Raw genomic sequence first — 13,952 nt, forward strand, 5'->3', positions numbered from 1 at the left:
CCACCCTCCGCTTCCCGGCCCACGCCCGGAAGGGAGTTGCGGGCGGGTCGGAGCGCGCGCTACGGGCGCCCGCCCACCAGGCCCTAGGGTCGTTCTCGTGACTCGGATGCGGACGGCACTGGCGGCGGCGACCCTCCTCGGCGCCCTGGCGCTCGCCGGCTGCACGGACCCCGCCCCCGCCGCTCCGGAGCGGACCGACAGCGCGTCGCTGCTCGGCGCCCGGGACGACGCCCGCGAGCGGTTGCGCACCCTGACCGCCGCGCTCACCGGCCCGCAGGACGACGCGTTCGACTTCGCCCGCGCGGCCGATGCCGCACCCGTCGAAGGGGTCGAGCTGATCGGCATCGAGTCGTACGAGGCGCCGAGCGCGGAGGAGCCGTTCGGCTCGCTGTCGTTCCGCACGCCGGTCCACGCGTCCGAGTACCCCGAGGCCGACGACGTGCCCGAGGCCTTCTGCTTCCAGGTCCCCTTCGCGTCGACGGGTGCCGTCGAGGGCGATTTCGCCGCGGTCGAGATCGACTGCCCGGCCGACGCCGTCGTCATCACCCCGCCGACCGACGAGGGCTGAGCTCAGTCCGCCGACACCGCGGTGATCACGGCCGCGAGGGTCTCGGTGTTCCCGAGGATCCGGAAGTGGCCACCGGTCTCGATCCGCACGTTGACCGCGCCCTCGAGCATGCTGCCCTCGGGGATGTGCGGGTCGAAGACGCCGAAGACCGAGGTGATGCGGGCGTTCGCCCCGGCCCGGCTCGCGAGCAGGAGGGTCGTCGCATCGCGGGGCGAGAACGAGCGGAGGCTCTTCAGCACGAGGTAGGGCGCGTAGCGCGAGCCGCCGAACGGGGTCGACACGGCGACCATGCGGTCGACGCGGCCGTCGGGGTCGAGCTCGGTCATGACGTACTTGCCGATCAGGCCGCCCTTGCTGTGGGCGACGATGACGACGTCGCGGAGGTCGTGCCGCTCGAGGTAGGCGGCGACGTCCTCCGCGGTGCGCGCCACGGGCCGGCCGTTGCGGCCGAGGTCGTCGAGCACGTGCAGCGGGTGCCCGCGCCGGTGCAGGGGGTCGATGATCGGGCGGAGGAAGGACCACGTCTCCCAGATGCCGGGCAGCACGAGCACGGGCCGGCGGTCGCCGTCGAGGTAGTCGTCGGGGGCGCGGCGCGACACGAAGCCGCGCACCTGCCAGGCGACGGCGTAGGCGTAGTCCTGGATCCACCAGAGGCCGTCGCGGACGATCCGGTTCACCGGGCGGCCTCGACGACGGGGATGCCGGCGGGCGGCTCGACGGAGGTGTCGGCGGGGGTCGCCGGGGCCGTGCCGATCGAGGCGGCGAAGCGCCCGAGCTCGCGGGCGAGCTCCTCGGGCTCCGTGCGCGGGACCACGTGGCGGGAGCGGCCGAGCTCGAGCACGCGGGCGTCGGCGCATGCGGCGGCGAGCCGTGCGCACCAGTCGCGCGTGCCGATCGGGTCGTCATGGCCGCGGACGATCATGACGGGCTGAGCGAGCACCGCGGCCCGGGCGACGATCGGGTGGTGCAGCATCTCGGGGAGCTGGCGGAGGTACCAGCCGATTCCTCCGCGCAGGTAGTCGCCGAGGACCAGCGCGTCCACTCCGATCGGCTCGCCGAGGCAGTCGCGGGCGAGCGCGAGGCCCTGCCGGACTGCTCCGGGCCGTTCCGGATCGACGACGGGACCGATCAGCACCACGCCCTCGACGAGGTCGGGGGAGAGGGCGGCGAGCTCGACGGCGACCTGGGTGCCCATGGAGTGCCCGACGGCGATCGCGCGCGTGACGCCGCGATCCTCCAGCACCCGTGCGACGAACCGGGCGTGGTCGGCGATGCCGACGCGGCGCCGCGGCGAGCGGTTGGCTCCGAAGCCCGCGAGGTCGACGGCGACCACGCGGCCGTGCCGCCGCAGCGGGGCGACCAGGCGCGAGAACGTGCGGTGGGACATCCCGATGCCGTGGAGGAGCACGAAGGTGCGCGGCGCGTCGAGCGAGCCGACGGCGTACGAGCGCAGCTGCACGCCGTCGACCTCGTGATGGACGGCGGAGACGCGGCGGGGCATTGCTCCAGGCTAGGCAGCCGGTGGCTGCGGCGCGCGGGGATGCGCGAGGGCGGTGGGGTGGGCTAGGAAGCTCGCGCTTGACATTCGCACTGATGTCAAGGTTGAGCATGGATCCATGACCACTTCTCCCCGCATGCTCGCGCACCCTCCGCAGTCCGATCGACTCCGGAAGGGGGACGGGCTCGTCATCGGTCTGCTGATGGCGTCCACGTTCCTCGTGCTGCTCAACGAGATGCTCCTCGGCGTGGCCCTGCCGACCCTCATCGTCGACCTCGGCGTCGGTCCGTCCGCCGGGCAGTGGCTGACGACGGGCTATCTGCTGACCCTCGCGGTCCTGATCCCCGCGACCGGCTTCGTGATGCGGCGCTTCCACCTGCGCGCGATCTTCCTGACCGCGCTGTCGGTGTTCATCGTCGGCACGGTCCTCGCGGCGGCGGCACCGGGTTTCGAGGTGCTCCTCGTCGGACGTCTCGTGCAGGCGGCGGGGACGGCTGTCTTCGTGCCGCTGCTGATGACGACGGCCATCCGGCTCGTCCCGGAGTCGCGGCGCGGCCGGATCATGGCGATCGTCACGGCGGTCCCGGCCCTCGCACCCGCGGTGGGCCCCGCCGTCTCGGGCCTGGTGCTGACCTACCTGCCCTGGCGCTGGCTCTTCCTCCTCGTGCTGCCGCTCGCGGTGATCGCGCTCTTCGTCGGAGCGATGACGCTGAAGAACATCACCGCACCCGAACGGGCATCCCTCGATCTGCTGTCCCTGGTCCTGTCCGCGCTCGGCTTCGGGGGACTGGTGCTCGGGCTGTCCCTGATCGGGGAGTCCGCGTCCGGTCACGCGCCGCTGCCTCCCCTCGTCCCCGCACTGATCGGGGTGGCGGGTGTGGGCTTGTTCGTCCTGCGCCAGGTGTCGCTCCGTCGACGGGGGAACGCACTTCTGGACATGCGCATCTTCAGGAGCAGGACCTTCGTGGTCGCAGTGGTGATCATGCTGTTCGTCGCGATGAACGGATTCGGTGTCGCGCTCGTCATCCCGTTCGTTCTGACAGGAGCTCTGGGGCTGAGCACGCTGTCGGTCGGCTTGTTCCTGCTTCCCGGCGGCCTCGTCATCTCGGCCGTGTCCGCGCTCGGTGGCCGCGTCTACGACCGGTTCGGCCCCCTGCCCCTGGTGATCCCCGGATCGGTGATCTGGGCGGCGAGCATCTGGTTCCTCAGCACCCTGTCCGACGCCGACAGCGTCTGGACGTACCTGACCGGGTACCTCGTGATGATGGCGGCCCAGGCGATGATGTGGGGTCCGGCGACGACGCTGGCGTTGGGGGCCCTCCGCCCGGAGCTCTACCCCCACGGGAGTGCCGCCTTCACGACGGTGCAGCAGCTCGCGGGCGCGGCGGGCGGCGCCGTCCTCGTCTCCGCCTACACGATCGGCTCGAACGCAGCGGACCCGGCGCGGCTGACCATCGCCGAGACCGTCTCCGCGGGAGAGGGCGCCTTCGTGACGGCCGGTGTCATCGCCGTCGCGGCCATCATCGGCACGCTGTTCATCGGACGGCGTCGTCGGGATCGTGGGTCCGAGGAGGATCCCTCCCGTTGAAGGACGCGCGACGTTCCGCGTGCGCGCCGCAGGACTGCGACCGGGCGGTCTCTGCACCCGGTATCGAACGTTTCCAATAGTGTGAAGGTCGAGGAGAGAGGGAGATCGTGCGGATCGGAGAGCTGGCGAAGAAGACGGGGGTGCCGGCGCGCATGCTCCGCTACTACGAGGAGCAAGGGCTCATCTCGCCCCAGCGCCTCGAGAACGGGTACCGCGACTACGGCGATCACCTCGTGGACCGGGTGAACAAGATCCGCGGTCTCGTCGACACCGGCATCCCCTCGCGCATCATCGTCGACATCCTCCCGTGCCTCGATCAGCCGCAGACGATCGTGGTCCGCGATCCCGAGCCAGGACTCCTCGACCTGCTGACCGAGGAGCGGGACCGGATGTCGCAGAAGATCGACTTCCTGATCCAGAACCGCGACTCCGTCTCGCGGTACATCGAGGCTCTGGACGCCGCGCTGCAGGCGAAGACCGCTCGAGCGAGCTGAATCCGCGCCCGCTTCCGCCCACAGTCGCCGAGGTGCGAGCGGAGGCGGTGTCGTGCGGCACCGCGTCGCGGCGGTCCGCGGACGGATCCCGCGGTCGGCGCTCTTGACATTGCCATTAGTGAGAACGTTGCACGATGGAACCGTGACCAGCTCGTCCTCCTCCTCTCGCACCGGCATGCTCCTCGGCCTCCAGTTCGGCAACGGCTACGGCTCGCAGCCCGACTCCTGGCGGATGCCCGGTGTCGACAGCGCCGGCTACACCGACTTCGATGCGATGGCGCGCCACGCTCGAGCGGCGGAGCGCGGTCTGCTCGACTTCCTGTTCCTGCCGGACGGACTCGGGCTCGAGGACGATCTCGATCGCCATCCGCCGAAGTTCTCGATGGAGCCGATCCTCACCCTCGCCGCGATCGCGCGCGCGACGAGCCGCATCGGGCTCGTGATGACCGCCTCGTCCACCTATAACGACGCCTACTCCCTCGCCCGGCAGCTGAAGACGCTCGACGTGATGAGCCACGGCCGCGTCGGCTGGAACGCTGTTCCCACCAGCGGGGAGCTGGCTGCGGGCAACTTCGGCAGGGCGGCGCTGGGGCGCCAGGAGAAGTACGAGCGTCTGCACGAGATGGTGCAGATCATGCAGGGCCTCTGGGGGAGCTGGGGCGAGGACGCCTGGATCGAGGACGCCGAGACCGGGCGCTTCGCCGATGCGTCGAAGGTGCGCGCCGTGAACATGGCGGGTCGTCACGTCGCCTCCCGGGGACCCCTGGCGATCCCTCCGTCGGAGCAGGGGCAGCCGGTGATCTTCCAGGCCGGCGGCGGCGGCAACGGCGCAGCTGTCGCAGGGCGTTACGCGAACGGCGTCATCGGCGCCGCCTTCAGCATCGAGGACGCACGGGCGCAGCGCACGATGCTCCGCCGCGCCGCCGCCGACGCCGGACGCGACCCCGACGAGGTGAAGTTCTTCGCCGGAGTGATGCCCGCACTCGGACGGGACCGCCGCGACGCCCTCGACCGGCGCCTGCTCCTCGGGCGGGACACCCTCCCGCAGCGCGTGCCCTACCTCGGCCTCCTGCTGAACCTGCACCTGACCGAGGAGCGACTCGACACGCCCCTCACCCCCGCCGAGCTCGTCGCCGCACGGCCGAGCCCCGGCGACCCCCGCGCGGGCCGGGCTCTCGAGGTCGCCCGGGAGGGCTGGACCGTGCGCGAGATCCTCGCCCACGGGGTCATCGACTACCACCCGACTCCGGTCGGATCGGCGGCGGACATCGCCGACCACCTGCAGGAGTGGTACGAAGCCGGCGCGGTCGACGGATTCTGGGTCTCGGTCGACGTCTACGAGGACGGAGTCGACGCCTTCGTCGACCAGGTCGTCCCGGTCCTGCAGGACCGCGGCCTCTTCCACCGCGAGTACGAGGGCACCACGCTCCGCGACCACCTCGGCGCCCCTCACCAGTACGGCCTCGACCCCCGCCTCTCCTAGGGGCGACGGGTCCTGCGACCCGACCCTGGGGCGCCGACCGGTACCGCGACCAGCACACACCCATTACCAGCACCACGATCACGACACGAAGGAGACGGACATGAAGCGCATCGGCATCATCGGCGGCGGAGACATCGGAAGCGGGATCGCCCGCCTGGCGATCGCCGCCGGTCACGAGGTGCTCATCGCGAACTCGCGCGGACCGGAGTCCCTCCGCGACCTCATCGACGAACTCGGTCCGAACGCTCGGTCGGGCGACGTGCTCGAGGCCGCGACGTTCGGGGACATCACGGTCCTCGCCGTGCCGCTGGGCGCCTACCGGGCGCTCCCCGAGGGCGCCCTCGCCGGGAGGACCGTCCTCTCCACCGGCAACTACTACCCCCACCGCGACGGACGCATCGCCCGCCTCGACGCCCTCGAGCTGACGACCGCCGAGCTCGAGCAGGAGCTGCTGCCCGGCGCGATCGTCATCAAGGCCTTCACCAACATCCTCGCTCACCACATCCCCTCCCTCGCCGGGTCCTCGCCCCGCACCGCCCTCGCGGTCTCCGGCGACGACGAGCAGGGCAAGGCCGCCGCCGCGGCCCTCGTCGACGACCTCGGCTTCGAGCCGGTCGACGCGGGGACGCTGGCCCAGTCGTGGCGCACCGAGCCCGAGTCCGGCGCCTACACGCCCCTCTACGCCGCCGACCCCGAGGGCTTGGCGAAGGACTACCTGGCGGACCGGGGGGCGCCCGTGTCGGCGGACCGGCTCCGCGAGCTCATCGCCGCTTCCCACCGAGCGGACGTCGCGGCTCGGACGTTCTGACCGGCCGGAGCGGCTGCGCAGCCGAGGGCGCACCGGTGAGCGACAGGCGGAGCACTCTCCTCACCGGCGCCGCCCGTGGAATCGTCCTCTCCACCGCGCACACGTTCGCAGCCGGAGGCGCGAGGGCGTGCTCGCGACACTGCGGTGCATCGCGCAGCCCGGACACCGCCGACTCGGGAGCGGAGGCCTCGCCCGCGTTCTCGACGTGAGCTCTCCGGGATCGTCCCGCCGGGACATCACGAGGGCGAGGGCGTGGTGCAGGTCGCGGGCCCATCCGGAGACTCGGTGGTAGGTGGTTCCACTCACCGCGGCGGTGTGCGGCGGCCGTCGACGACGCCGTCGGATCGTGCACACCGCCGCCGCGGCGGGCTCGAGGCGGGTCGGCTGTGCACCGGACCCCCCCGAACGGGTCCCTCGGGCTGCCTGTGAATCCACCAAGATGAGACGCCTCCCCCGATGGACGCGGTCTCGACGCACTCGGACTCTGCAGGCGCAGCACCACCACCCGATCGCACGCCCTGGAGTCCCGACATGCCCTCGTTCCGTCCTGCCCGCTCGCGGGTCCTCGCCCTCGCCACCGCCCTCGCGGTCGGCTTCGGCGTCCTCGTGGCTCCGGCCGCCGTCGCGGCGGCCGCCGAGCCGCCGACCGCGGTCGCGGGTGCCTGGCACACCGAGGAGCCTGCCGCGCGCCTCGCCGGGCCGGAGGCCGCCGCTCCCCAGGCGCTCGCCGCAGTCGCGCCTCCTGCGAACGACCTGCGCGAGAACGCGACGGTCGTCGCGAGCCTGCCGTTCTCGACTTACGCCCCGTACGCGGGCGCGACCTTGTCCGAGGGTGAGGACTCGACCTGCAGGACGACGGATCCGGACTACTCGGAGTTCTTCACCCAGGGGTACGGCTCGACCTGGTACAAGTTCGTCTCGACGAAGAGGCAGACCCTGACCTTCGGTGGTTCGGCCCCTCGGTCGGCGACGATCGTCAGCGCCTTCATCGACGGGCCGATCGTGGACGGTGCTCGTCTCAGCTGCTCCGAAACGGGGTACCGCGACCAGAACCACGTCCAAGCAGTGGCCGGGCAGACCTACTACTTCCAGGTCAGCGTCGATCACTACTCGACCGAGACCGAGGGCCCCGCGGACGCTCAGTTCTTCCTCTCCGCCAGCGCCCCGATCCTGAACACCACCTACTCGTCGGCCACCGCGGTCACGACACTGCCGACGACGATCGCGGGTACCACCCTCACGATCGACAACAACTGGTACGAGCCTTACGCCGGATGCGATCTCAATCCCTTCATGGGCTCGGTCTGGTACAAGTACCGAGCAGCGTCCAATGGAAGCGTCAGGGCGGATCTCGGCGACAGCTTCTCTCCGATGAACGTCGCCGTCTTCGACTCCGACGGGGTGACTCCGGGTCGCATGCTCGACTGCAGCGAGCAGTCCGCCGAGCCCGGGTACTCCGACTACTCGGACGCGCGCGCCAACGTCGAATTCGCCGTGGCAGCAGGCAAGACCTACTTCCTTCAGGTGGCCAACTTCGACTTCTACGAGGGTGACTTCGAGTTGGAGCTGACGAACGTCGGCACCCTCACCTCTCCGACTCCGAGCATCACCGGCTCCGGTGCTGTCGGTGACACTCTGACCGCCGTGCCCGGCGCCTGGGGCCCTCAGCCCGTCGCGCTGAGCTACCAGTGGCTGAACAACGGCTACCCGATCGAGGGTGCGACCGGCTCGCAGTACGTCGTCCCCGACTACTCCAGCGGCACCTTGAGCGTCGAGGTCACCGGCACGAAGGCCGGCTACGCGGAGGCGACACGCACCAGCGCCGCCGTCGCCGTCACCCTCGGCTCGCTCACCAACTCCGTGCCGACCGTCACCGGTTCCTCCTCGGTCGGCGGCACCCTGACGGCGAACCCGGGCAACTGGGGCCCGGCGCCGGTCACCCTCTCGTACCAGTGGAAGCGCAACGGCACCGCGATCACCGGTGCCACCAGGAGCACCTACGTCGTCGCGTCGGCCGACTCCGGCACCGCGCTCACCGTCAGCGTGACGGGAACGAAGCAGGGCTACACGACGGCCACCCGGACCAGTGCCGCGGTGCAGGTCGGCCTGCCGCTGATGACGCTGATGCCCACTCCGACGATCTCGGGCTCGACCATCGTCGGCTCGACCCTCACGGCCAACCCGGGCACCTGGGATGCGGGCACCGTGCTCACGTATCAGTGGAAGAAGAACGGCGGGGTCTACCTCTCGGGAGCCACCGCGAAGACCTACGTCCTGAAGGCGGCCGACGCCGGGGCGACGCTCACCGTGTCCGTCACCGGCACCAAGCCCGGGTTCTCGCCCGCCACGAAGACGAGCGCCACGACCGCGGCCGTCGCGAACGGCGCCGTGCTCACCGGGCCCATCCCGACGATCACCGGCACGGCGACCGTGGGGCAGAAGCTGACCGCTGTTCCCGGAACCTGGGCTCCCGCGCCGGTGACCCTCGCGTACCAGTGGAAGCGCGCTGGAGTCGCGATCAGCGGAGCCACTGCGTCCACCTACACGCTCGTCGCCGCCGATGCGGGTGCGGCGATCACGGTGAGCGTCACCGGGACCAAGACCGGCTACTCCGCTCTGACGAAGACCAGCACCGCGACCACGGTCAAGGCCGCGCTGCAGACCCTCATGCCCACCCCGACCATCACCGGCACCAAGACCGTCGGCGCAACCCTCACCGCGAATCCCGGCACCTGGGACGCGGGGACCACGCTCACGTACCAGTGGAAGAAGAACGGCGGCACTTACATCACCGGCGCCACCTCGAAGACCTACGTCCTCAAGGGAACCGACGCAGGCGCCACGATCACCGTCTCGGTCACCTCGACCAAGCCCGGCTTCGCGCCGGCGACGAAGACGAGCGCCGCCACGGCGACGGTCGCGAAGGGAACGCTGACCGGCGCGACCCCGACGATCTCGGGCACCGCGAGGGTCGGCTACACCCTCACCGCGGCCCCGGCCGCATGGACGCCGTCACCCGTCACCCTGAGCTACCAGTGGTACCGCGGCACGACCGCGATCACCGGAGCGACGGCGGCGACCTACAAGCTCGTCACCGCCGACAAGGCCGCGTCGATCACCGTCAAGGTCACCGGCACGAAGGTCGGCTACACGACCCTCGTCAAGACGAGCGCGGCGGTCAAGCCGAGCTGATCGACGGAGGCGTGCGCTGCGCGAGCGCGCACGCCTCCGTCCTCCGTCCCGCTGCGAAGTGGCATCCCCGCAAGCCGGTCGTCCTGTCGAGCTCGCGGGCTCCACTCGGCGGGCTGAGCGTCACGAGCCGCTGCGGAGAGCTTCGTTCATCGACCGGGCGGAGCGGAATCCGGAGCGTCGCGGGGATCCCCGCTCGACCCTCGACTGCAGGTCGAGGCGCATCGGAGCGAGGCGGACGCGCGCCGCAAGGATCGCGGACAGGGGGGGCACGAGCGCGCTCGAGGCGAAGTCGTACGTGCACCCCGGCGGTGCACCCATCGCCGCCGACAGGACCGGCGGTTGCTGACGGCGCGTCGGCGCAGGGGCTGCGGCGCCTGGGGGGTGCTCGGTCGGTCGACGGGCGCCCCTGTCGGACGTGGTATCGATCCCTCCCGGTGCGGCGGCGAGGGCTGCCCTCCCCGCGGACCCGGCCGAGGGGCCCGTCGGGTGGCTACTCCTTCCGCGCGCGAGCCGCGTCCCGCCGGAACGCGTCCTTCATCATCCGAGTGGACGAGAATCCGGAGCGGCGAGCGATCGAATCGATCTCGTCGCTCACCGGGGTCCGGCCTTCCTCTAGCAGCGCGCGAGCGAGGAGGATCCTCCGTCTTTCCAGAAAGGCGAGAGGCGTCGTTCCCGCCCTTCTGAACACCCGCTGCAACTGCGATTTCGAGATCCGCAATTCGTCGGTGATCTCATCGAGAGTCAGACCGGAATCGCCGGCGCGGGTGATCATGATGTCGACTGCGCGCTGGTGGAGGTGTCGCCCCCTGCTCGTGTCGTCGACGCCGAGCAGGAGCGCCATGGTCGCGTACTCGATCGATCCCTGCAGATAGGAGAACTGGTTCATCGACGGTTCGATCTCGGAGTTCAATGTGGCGGAGATCTGGCCGGCGAGCATCTCCCGCACGGCGGGATGCGCCTCGAAGACGGCTCCGGCAGCTCGGTCGGCCGAGACGAAGTCGCGAGGGATGCTCGCAGTCTCGATCTGCATGAGTGCGAGAGGTGTCGGCGACTGGAGCGCCACGCCGGCTCCCCCGTCTCGCCAGATCGCGAAGCCGCCGTGGAGGCGACTCTCCTTCTCGCCGATCGCGACTCGGGCGTCCCCTTCGATGACCAGGGTGACCTGAGTGACGTCGGGTTCGAGCACTGTCCATCGGCCCGAGATAGTCGACGTCCACTGCCGTCGGATGACGAAATCGCGCTGACGGATCTCATCGGCGTAGAGCTGGTGCGGGCCTTCCTCGTCCGAGAAGCTCCATCCTCGTCGACGCAGCCAGTCCCGAGCGGGAGGGCCCGTCAGGGCTATACGCCTCTCGGAGGAGGAGGTGCTCACGGAACCACCTTGATCGGATTCGGACGGTCGATCCCCCAGGTGTCCGTGCGCCGTCACCCCTGAGACATAGGACCACACTCGACCGCTCTCGGCGCCTCGACAAAGGGGCGTACGTCAGACGCGCGCGGTCGGACGTCGAACGCGCGTGTCTTCCATTCAGAGCTGATGTTCCGTCGCTTTCTGTCGAAGATCACTCACGTCATCTCTTCTCATCGACGTAAGGAATCCGAATGACCAAGAACGACAGTTCCTCTGCACCGCACGCGGGTGCGACCTTCACCGGAGCGGACGGCGTCCAGCGCCGCACGATCGTCGCGGGCGCGGCCTGGACGGTCCCGGTCGTCGCCTCCGCCATCGGCGCCCCGCTCGCAGCGGCGTCGGGCGAGAAGCCGACGCTCGCCTTCACGAACGGGCCCTACACGGTTGCCGCATGCGGCACGCTGAAGGACGTCGTCATCAAGGCGACCACGGACGGCACGACCGCGCCGCCCGCCAACACGACTGTCACCGTCACGCTCCCGGCAGGACTCACCTGGTCGAACGGAGAGACCGGCTCGCGCCCCTTCTCGACGGATGCGAACGGCGAGGTCGTTCTCGTCGGCGTCGAGGCGGACGGGACTCCTCGGACCGCGACGATCACGGCGTCCGGGCCGGGTACCTCGTCGGCCAGTGCGCCGGTGGCGGTCACCGGCGGAGCGGCCTTCCTGTACTTCCTCACCAACACCGGGGGAACCGCCACGACGGCTGTTCCGGTCCCGGCCGGGGCCCAGCCGGTCGGAGTCTCGGGGTGGCTCCTCAACGGCACTCTCTACAACAAGTTCGGCGAGGTGGTCGCGACCGACATCACCGAGGCGAACGGCGAATTCGAGAACGCAGGCACCGGCAACGCCGACTACCTCGCCTACTCCACCTCCTCCGGAGGCACCTTCCGCTACTTCCGAACCAACACGGGAGGAAGCGCCACTACAGCTATTCCGGTTCCCACGGGCGCGAAGCCCGTCGGCACGTCCGGTTGGCTCCTCAACCGGACTCTCTACAACATCAACGGCGCCGTCGTGGCGACCGACGTCACCGCAGCCGAAGGAGACTTCGAGAACTCCTCCGCCGGAACTGGCAATGCGCATTACCTCGCCTATACGACGAGCACAGGCACGGCCTTCCTGTACTTCCTCACGAACACGGGAGGAACCGCCACGACGGCGATCCCAGTCCCTTCCGGTGCGGAGCCCGTCGGCGTGTCGGGGTGGCTCCTCAACGGGACGCTCTACAACAAGTTCGGCGAGGTGGTCGCGACCGACGTCACCGCGGCCAGCGGTGAGTTCGAGAACTCCGGTACCGGCAATGCGGACTACCTCGCGTACTCCACCTCCTCCGAAGGTACCTTCCGCTACTTCCGGACCAACACGGGCGGAAGTGCGACCACGGCGATTGCGGTCCCCGCAGGTGCACAGCCGGTCGGCACCTCCGGCTGGCTCCTCAACGGCACCCTCTACAACATCAACGGCGCCGTGGTCGCCACCGACGTCACGGCCACCCAGGGCGACTTCGAGAATCCGGGGACCGGCAACGCGCACTACCTCGCCTACACCACGGGAAGCACCTGCTCTTGAGCGGCTGACGGCGGCTCAGCCGGTGTGCAAGGGCCAACGATCACCGGCTGAGCCGATCCCTTCGGCGGTCGCCCCGCGCCGGCTGGACGCCCTGGTCTCGAGCGGCGCGCCACGTTCTCCCAGTTCGAGGGAGGGATGATCGCCAAGAAGAGTGCGAATCGAGTCGATGAACCAGCTCCTCACGCGGAGAGAGCAGTAGTCAGAGCGCATCGACGGCATGCGACCTGTCAAGCCGCCGCGTCCCTCCAGCACCACTGCCTAGCCTCGAACCACGGCGGCGCCTGCCGCCCGGGGAAGGACATCGACATGCGGATCGCGATCGTCGGAGCGACGGGCAATCTGGGCACGGCGCTGCTGCGCAGGCTCGAGGGGGAGGAGTCGGTCGAGGTCGTCGGCATCGCGCGCCGAGCGCCCCGCCCCGACTCCTCCGAGTACCGGGGAGCGACGTGGAAGGAGATCGACGTCGCCTCGAGTGCGGCGCCGCGGCAGCTGCGCGAGGCGTTCGCGGGCGTCGACGCGGTGGTGCACCTCGCCTGGGCGATCCAGCCCAGCCACGACCCGGCGTTCCAGCGGCTCGTCGACGTGGGAGGCACCGCGAAGGTGCTCGAGGCGGCGGCCGACAGCGGGGTGGGCCAGGTGCTGGTCGCCTCCTCGGTCGGCGCCTACAGCGCGGCGCCCAAGTCGGAGCGGGTCGACGAGAGCTGGCCCACCGGCGGGCTGCACACGTCGACGTACAGCATGCACAAAGCGGCGAACGAGCGCGCGCTCGACGTGTTCGAGGCGGAGCATCCGGAGATCGTCGTCACGCGGCTGCGGCCGGGCATCGTGTTCCAGAAGGCCGCGGCCACCGAGATCGCCGGTCTCTTCGCGGGACCCCGCTACCCGACGCGGTGGCTCGGAGCGATCCGGCCGCCGGTGCTGCCGCTGCCGCGCACGATGATCTTCCAGGCCGTGCACGCGGACGACGTCGCCGACGCCTTCTGGCGGGCGATCGACCGGCGGGCAGGCGGGGCGTTCAACATCGCGGCGGAGCCGGTGCTCACGCCGAAGCGGATCGCGGACCTCGTCGGCGCGCGGTGGATCCCGGCGCCGACCGGCCTGATCCGCTCGCTCGTCACCGCCACCTGGCACCTGCGCATCCAGCGGACGGACGCCGGATGGATCGACATCGCGACCAACGTGCCGGTGATGTCGACGGACCGGGCGCGCGAGGTGCTCGGCTGGGAGCCGACGCGCTCGGCCGAGGACGCGTTCCGCGAGCTGCTCGACGGGCTCGGCGACCGCACCACGAAAGCCGGATCAGCGCCGCTGCGGGGCTGACGGGAACACGGAAGGGCGG

The 13,952-nt window shown here is 70.6% G+C and carries 11 protein-coding genes; 8 read left to right on the top strand and 3 right to left on the bottom strand.

Translation table 11 applies throughout. The features are described from left to right. Nucleotides 1–97: 97 nt before the first annotated feature. The gene (locus IOC53_RS05680; protein WP_207403393.1) at nt 98–568 is read left to right on the top strand and encodes a hypothetical protein; all 471 of its coding nucleotides are present in this window, start codon (nt 98–100) and stop codon (nt 566–568) included. 2 nt (nt 569–570) lie between these two features. Here the strand turns inward: IOC53_RS05680 and IOC53_RS05685 are convergent, their stop codons facing one another. Beyond that, nucleotides 571–1,245: a triacylglycerol lipase gene (locus IOC53_RS05685; RefSeq protein WP_207403394.1), complete on the bottom strand. Its 675-nt coding sequence runs from the start codon at nt 1,243–1,245 to the stop codon at nt 571–573. After that, nucleotides 1,242–2,069 (bottom strand): alpha/beta fold hydrolase, encoded by an 828-nt coding sequence (locus IOC53_RS05690; RefSeq protein WP_207403395.1) that lies wholly within the window; start codon nt 2,067–2,069, stop codon nt 1,242–1,244. Before IOC53_RS05690 ends, IOC53_RS05685 begins: the two co-directional genes overlap by 4 nt. Before the next feature lie 115 nt (nt 2,070–2,184). Between IOC53_RS05690 and IOC53_RS05695 the strand changes: the two genes are divergently transcribed. From IOC53_RS05695 to IOC53_RS05715, 5 genes are all read left to right on the top strand, one after another. Then, the gene (locus IOC53_RS05695; RefSeq protein WP_207403396.1) at nt 2,185–3,654 is read left to right on the top strand and encodes a DHA2 family efflux MFS transporter permease subunit; all 1,470 of its coding nucleotides are present in this window, start codon (nt 2,185–2,187) and stop codon (nt 3,652–3,654) included. Nucleotides 3,655–3,761: 107 nt separating this feature from the next. Further along, on the top strand, nt 3,762–4,148 hold the full coding sequence (locus IOC53_RS05700; protein WP_207403397.1) for a MerR family transcriptional regulator: 387 nt from the start codon (nt 3,762–3,764) through the stop codon (nt 4,146–4,148). A gap of 142 nt (nt 4,149–4,290) precedes the next feature. Then, nucleotides 4,291–5,631, top strand: coding sequence for an NtaA/DmoA family FMN-dependent monooxygenase (locus tag IOC53_RS05705; protein ID WP_307786078.1), 1,341 nt, complete (start codon nt 4,291–4,293; stop codon nt 5,629–5,631). A 100-nt stretch (nt 5,632–5,731) separates the two neighbouring features. Beyond that, entirely contained in the window at nt 5,732–6,439 is a 708-nt protein-coding gene (locus IOC53_RS05710; protein WP_207403398.1) for an NADPH-dependent F420 reductase, read from the top strand. 531 nt (nt 6,440–6,970) lie between these two features. Next, a complete protein-coding gene (locus IOC53_RS05715) occupies nt 6,971–9,631 on the top strand; it encodes a hypothetical protein (protein WP_207403399.1) in 2,661 nt (886 codons plus the stop codon). Between the two features lie 490 nt (nt 9,632–10,121). Here the strand turns inward: IOC53_RS05715 and IOC53_RS05720 are convergent, their stop codons facing one another. Then, nucleotides 10,122–10,568: a helix-turn-helix domain-containing protein gene (locus IOC53_RS05720; protein WP_242682983.1), complete on the bottom strand. Its 447-nt coding sequence runs from the start codon at nt 10,566–10,568 to the stop codon at nt 10,122–10,124. A gap of 665 nt (nt 10,569–11,233) precedes the next feature. Here IOC53_RS05720 and IOC53_RS05725 point away from each other — a divergent pair. Together IOC53_RS05725 and IOC53_RS05730 are read left to right on the top strand one after the other, a co-directional pair. After that, nucleotides 11,234–12,613, top strand: a complete 1,380-nt coding sequence (locus IOC53_RS05725) for a hypothetical protein (protein ID WP_207403401.1) — start codon at nt 11,234–11,236, stop codon at nt 12,611–12,613. A 306-nt stretch (nt 12,614–12,919) separates the two neighbouring features. Next, complete coding sequence (locus tag IOC53_RS05730) at nt 12,920–13,933, top strand: NAD-dependent epimerase/dehydratase family protein (RefSeq protein WP_207403402.1); 1,014 nt, start codon at nt 12,920–12,922, stop codon at nt 13,931–13,933. Nucleotides 13,934–13,952 lie beyond the last annotated feature (19 nt).

Source organism: Rathayibacter sp. SD072 (assembly GCF_017355185.1).
GTDB lineage: Bacteria > Actinomycetota > Actinomycetes > Actinomycetales > Microbacteriaceae > Rathayibacter.

Bases quoted from the DNA above. Each gene is read 5' to 3' on its own strand.
- IOC53_RS05690 (WP_207403395.1), bottom strand. From the start codon at position 2,069: ATGCCCCGCCGCGTCTCCGCCGTCCATCACGAGGTCGACGGCGTGCAG.
- IOC53_RS05695 (WP_207403396.1), top strand. From the start codon at position 2,185: ATGACCACTTCTCCCCGCATGCTCGCGCACCCTCCGCAGTCCGATCGA.
- IOC53_RS05710 (WP_207403398.1), top strand. From the start codon at position 5,732: ATGAAGCGCATCGGCATCATCGGCGGCGGAGACATCGGAAGCGGGATC.
- IOC53_RS05715 (WP_207403399.1), top strand. From the start codon at position 6,971: ATGCCCTCGTTCCGTCCTGCCCGCTCGCGGGTCCTCGCCCTCGCCACC.
- IOC53_RS05720 (WP_242682983.1), bottom strand. From the start codon at position 10,568: ATGCTCGCCGGCCAGATCTCCGCCACATTGAACTCCGAGATCGAACCG.
- IOC53_RS05725 (WP_207403401.1), top strand. From the start codon at position 11,234: ATGACCAAGAACGACAGTTCCTCTGCACCGCACGCGGGTGCGACCTTC.
- IOC53_RS05730 (WP_207403402.1), top strand. From the start codon at position 12,920: ATGCGGATCGCGATCGTCGGAGCGACGGGCAATCTGGGCACGGCGCTG.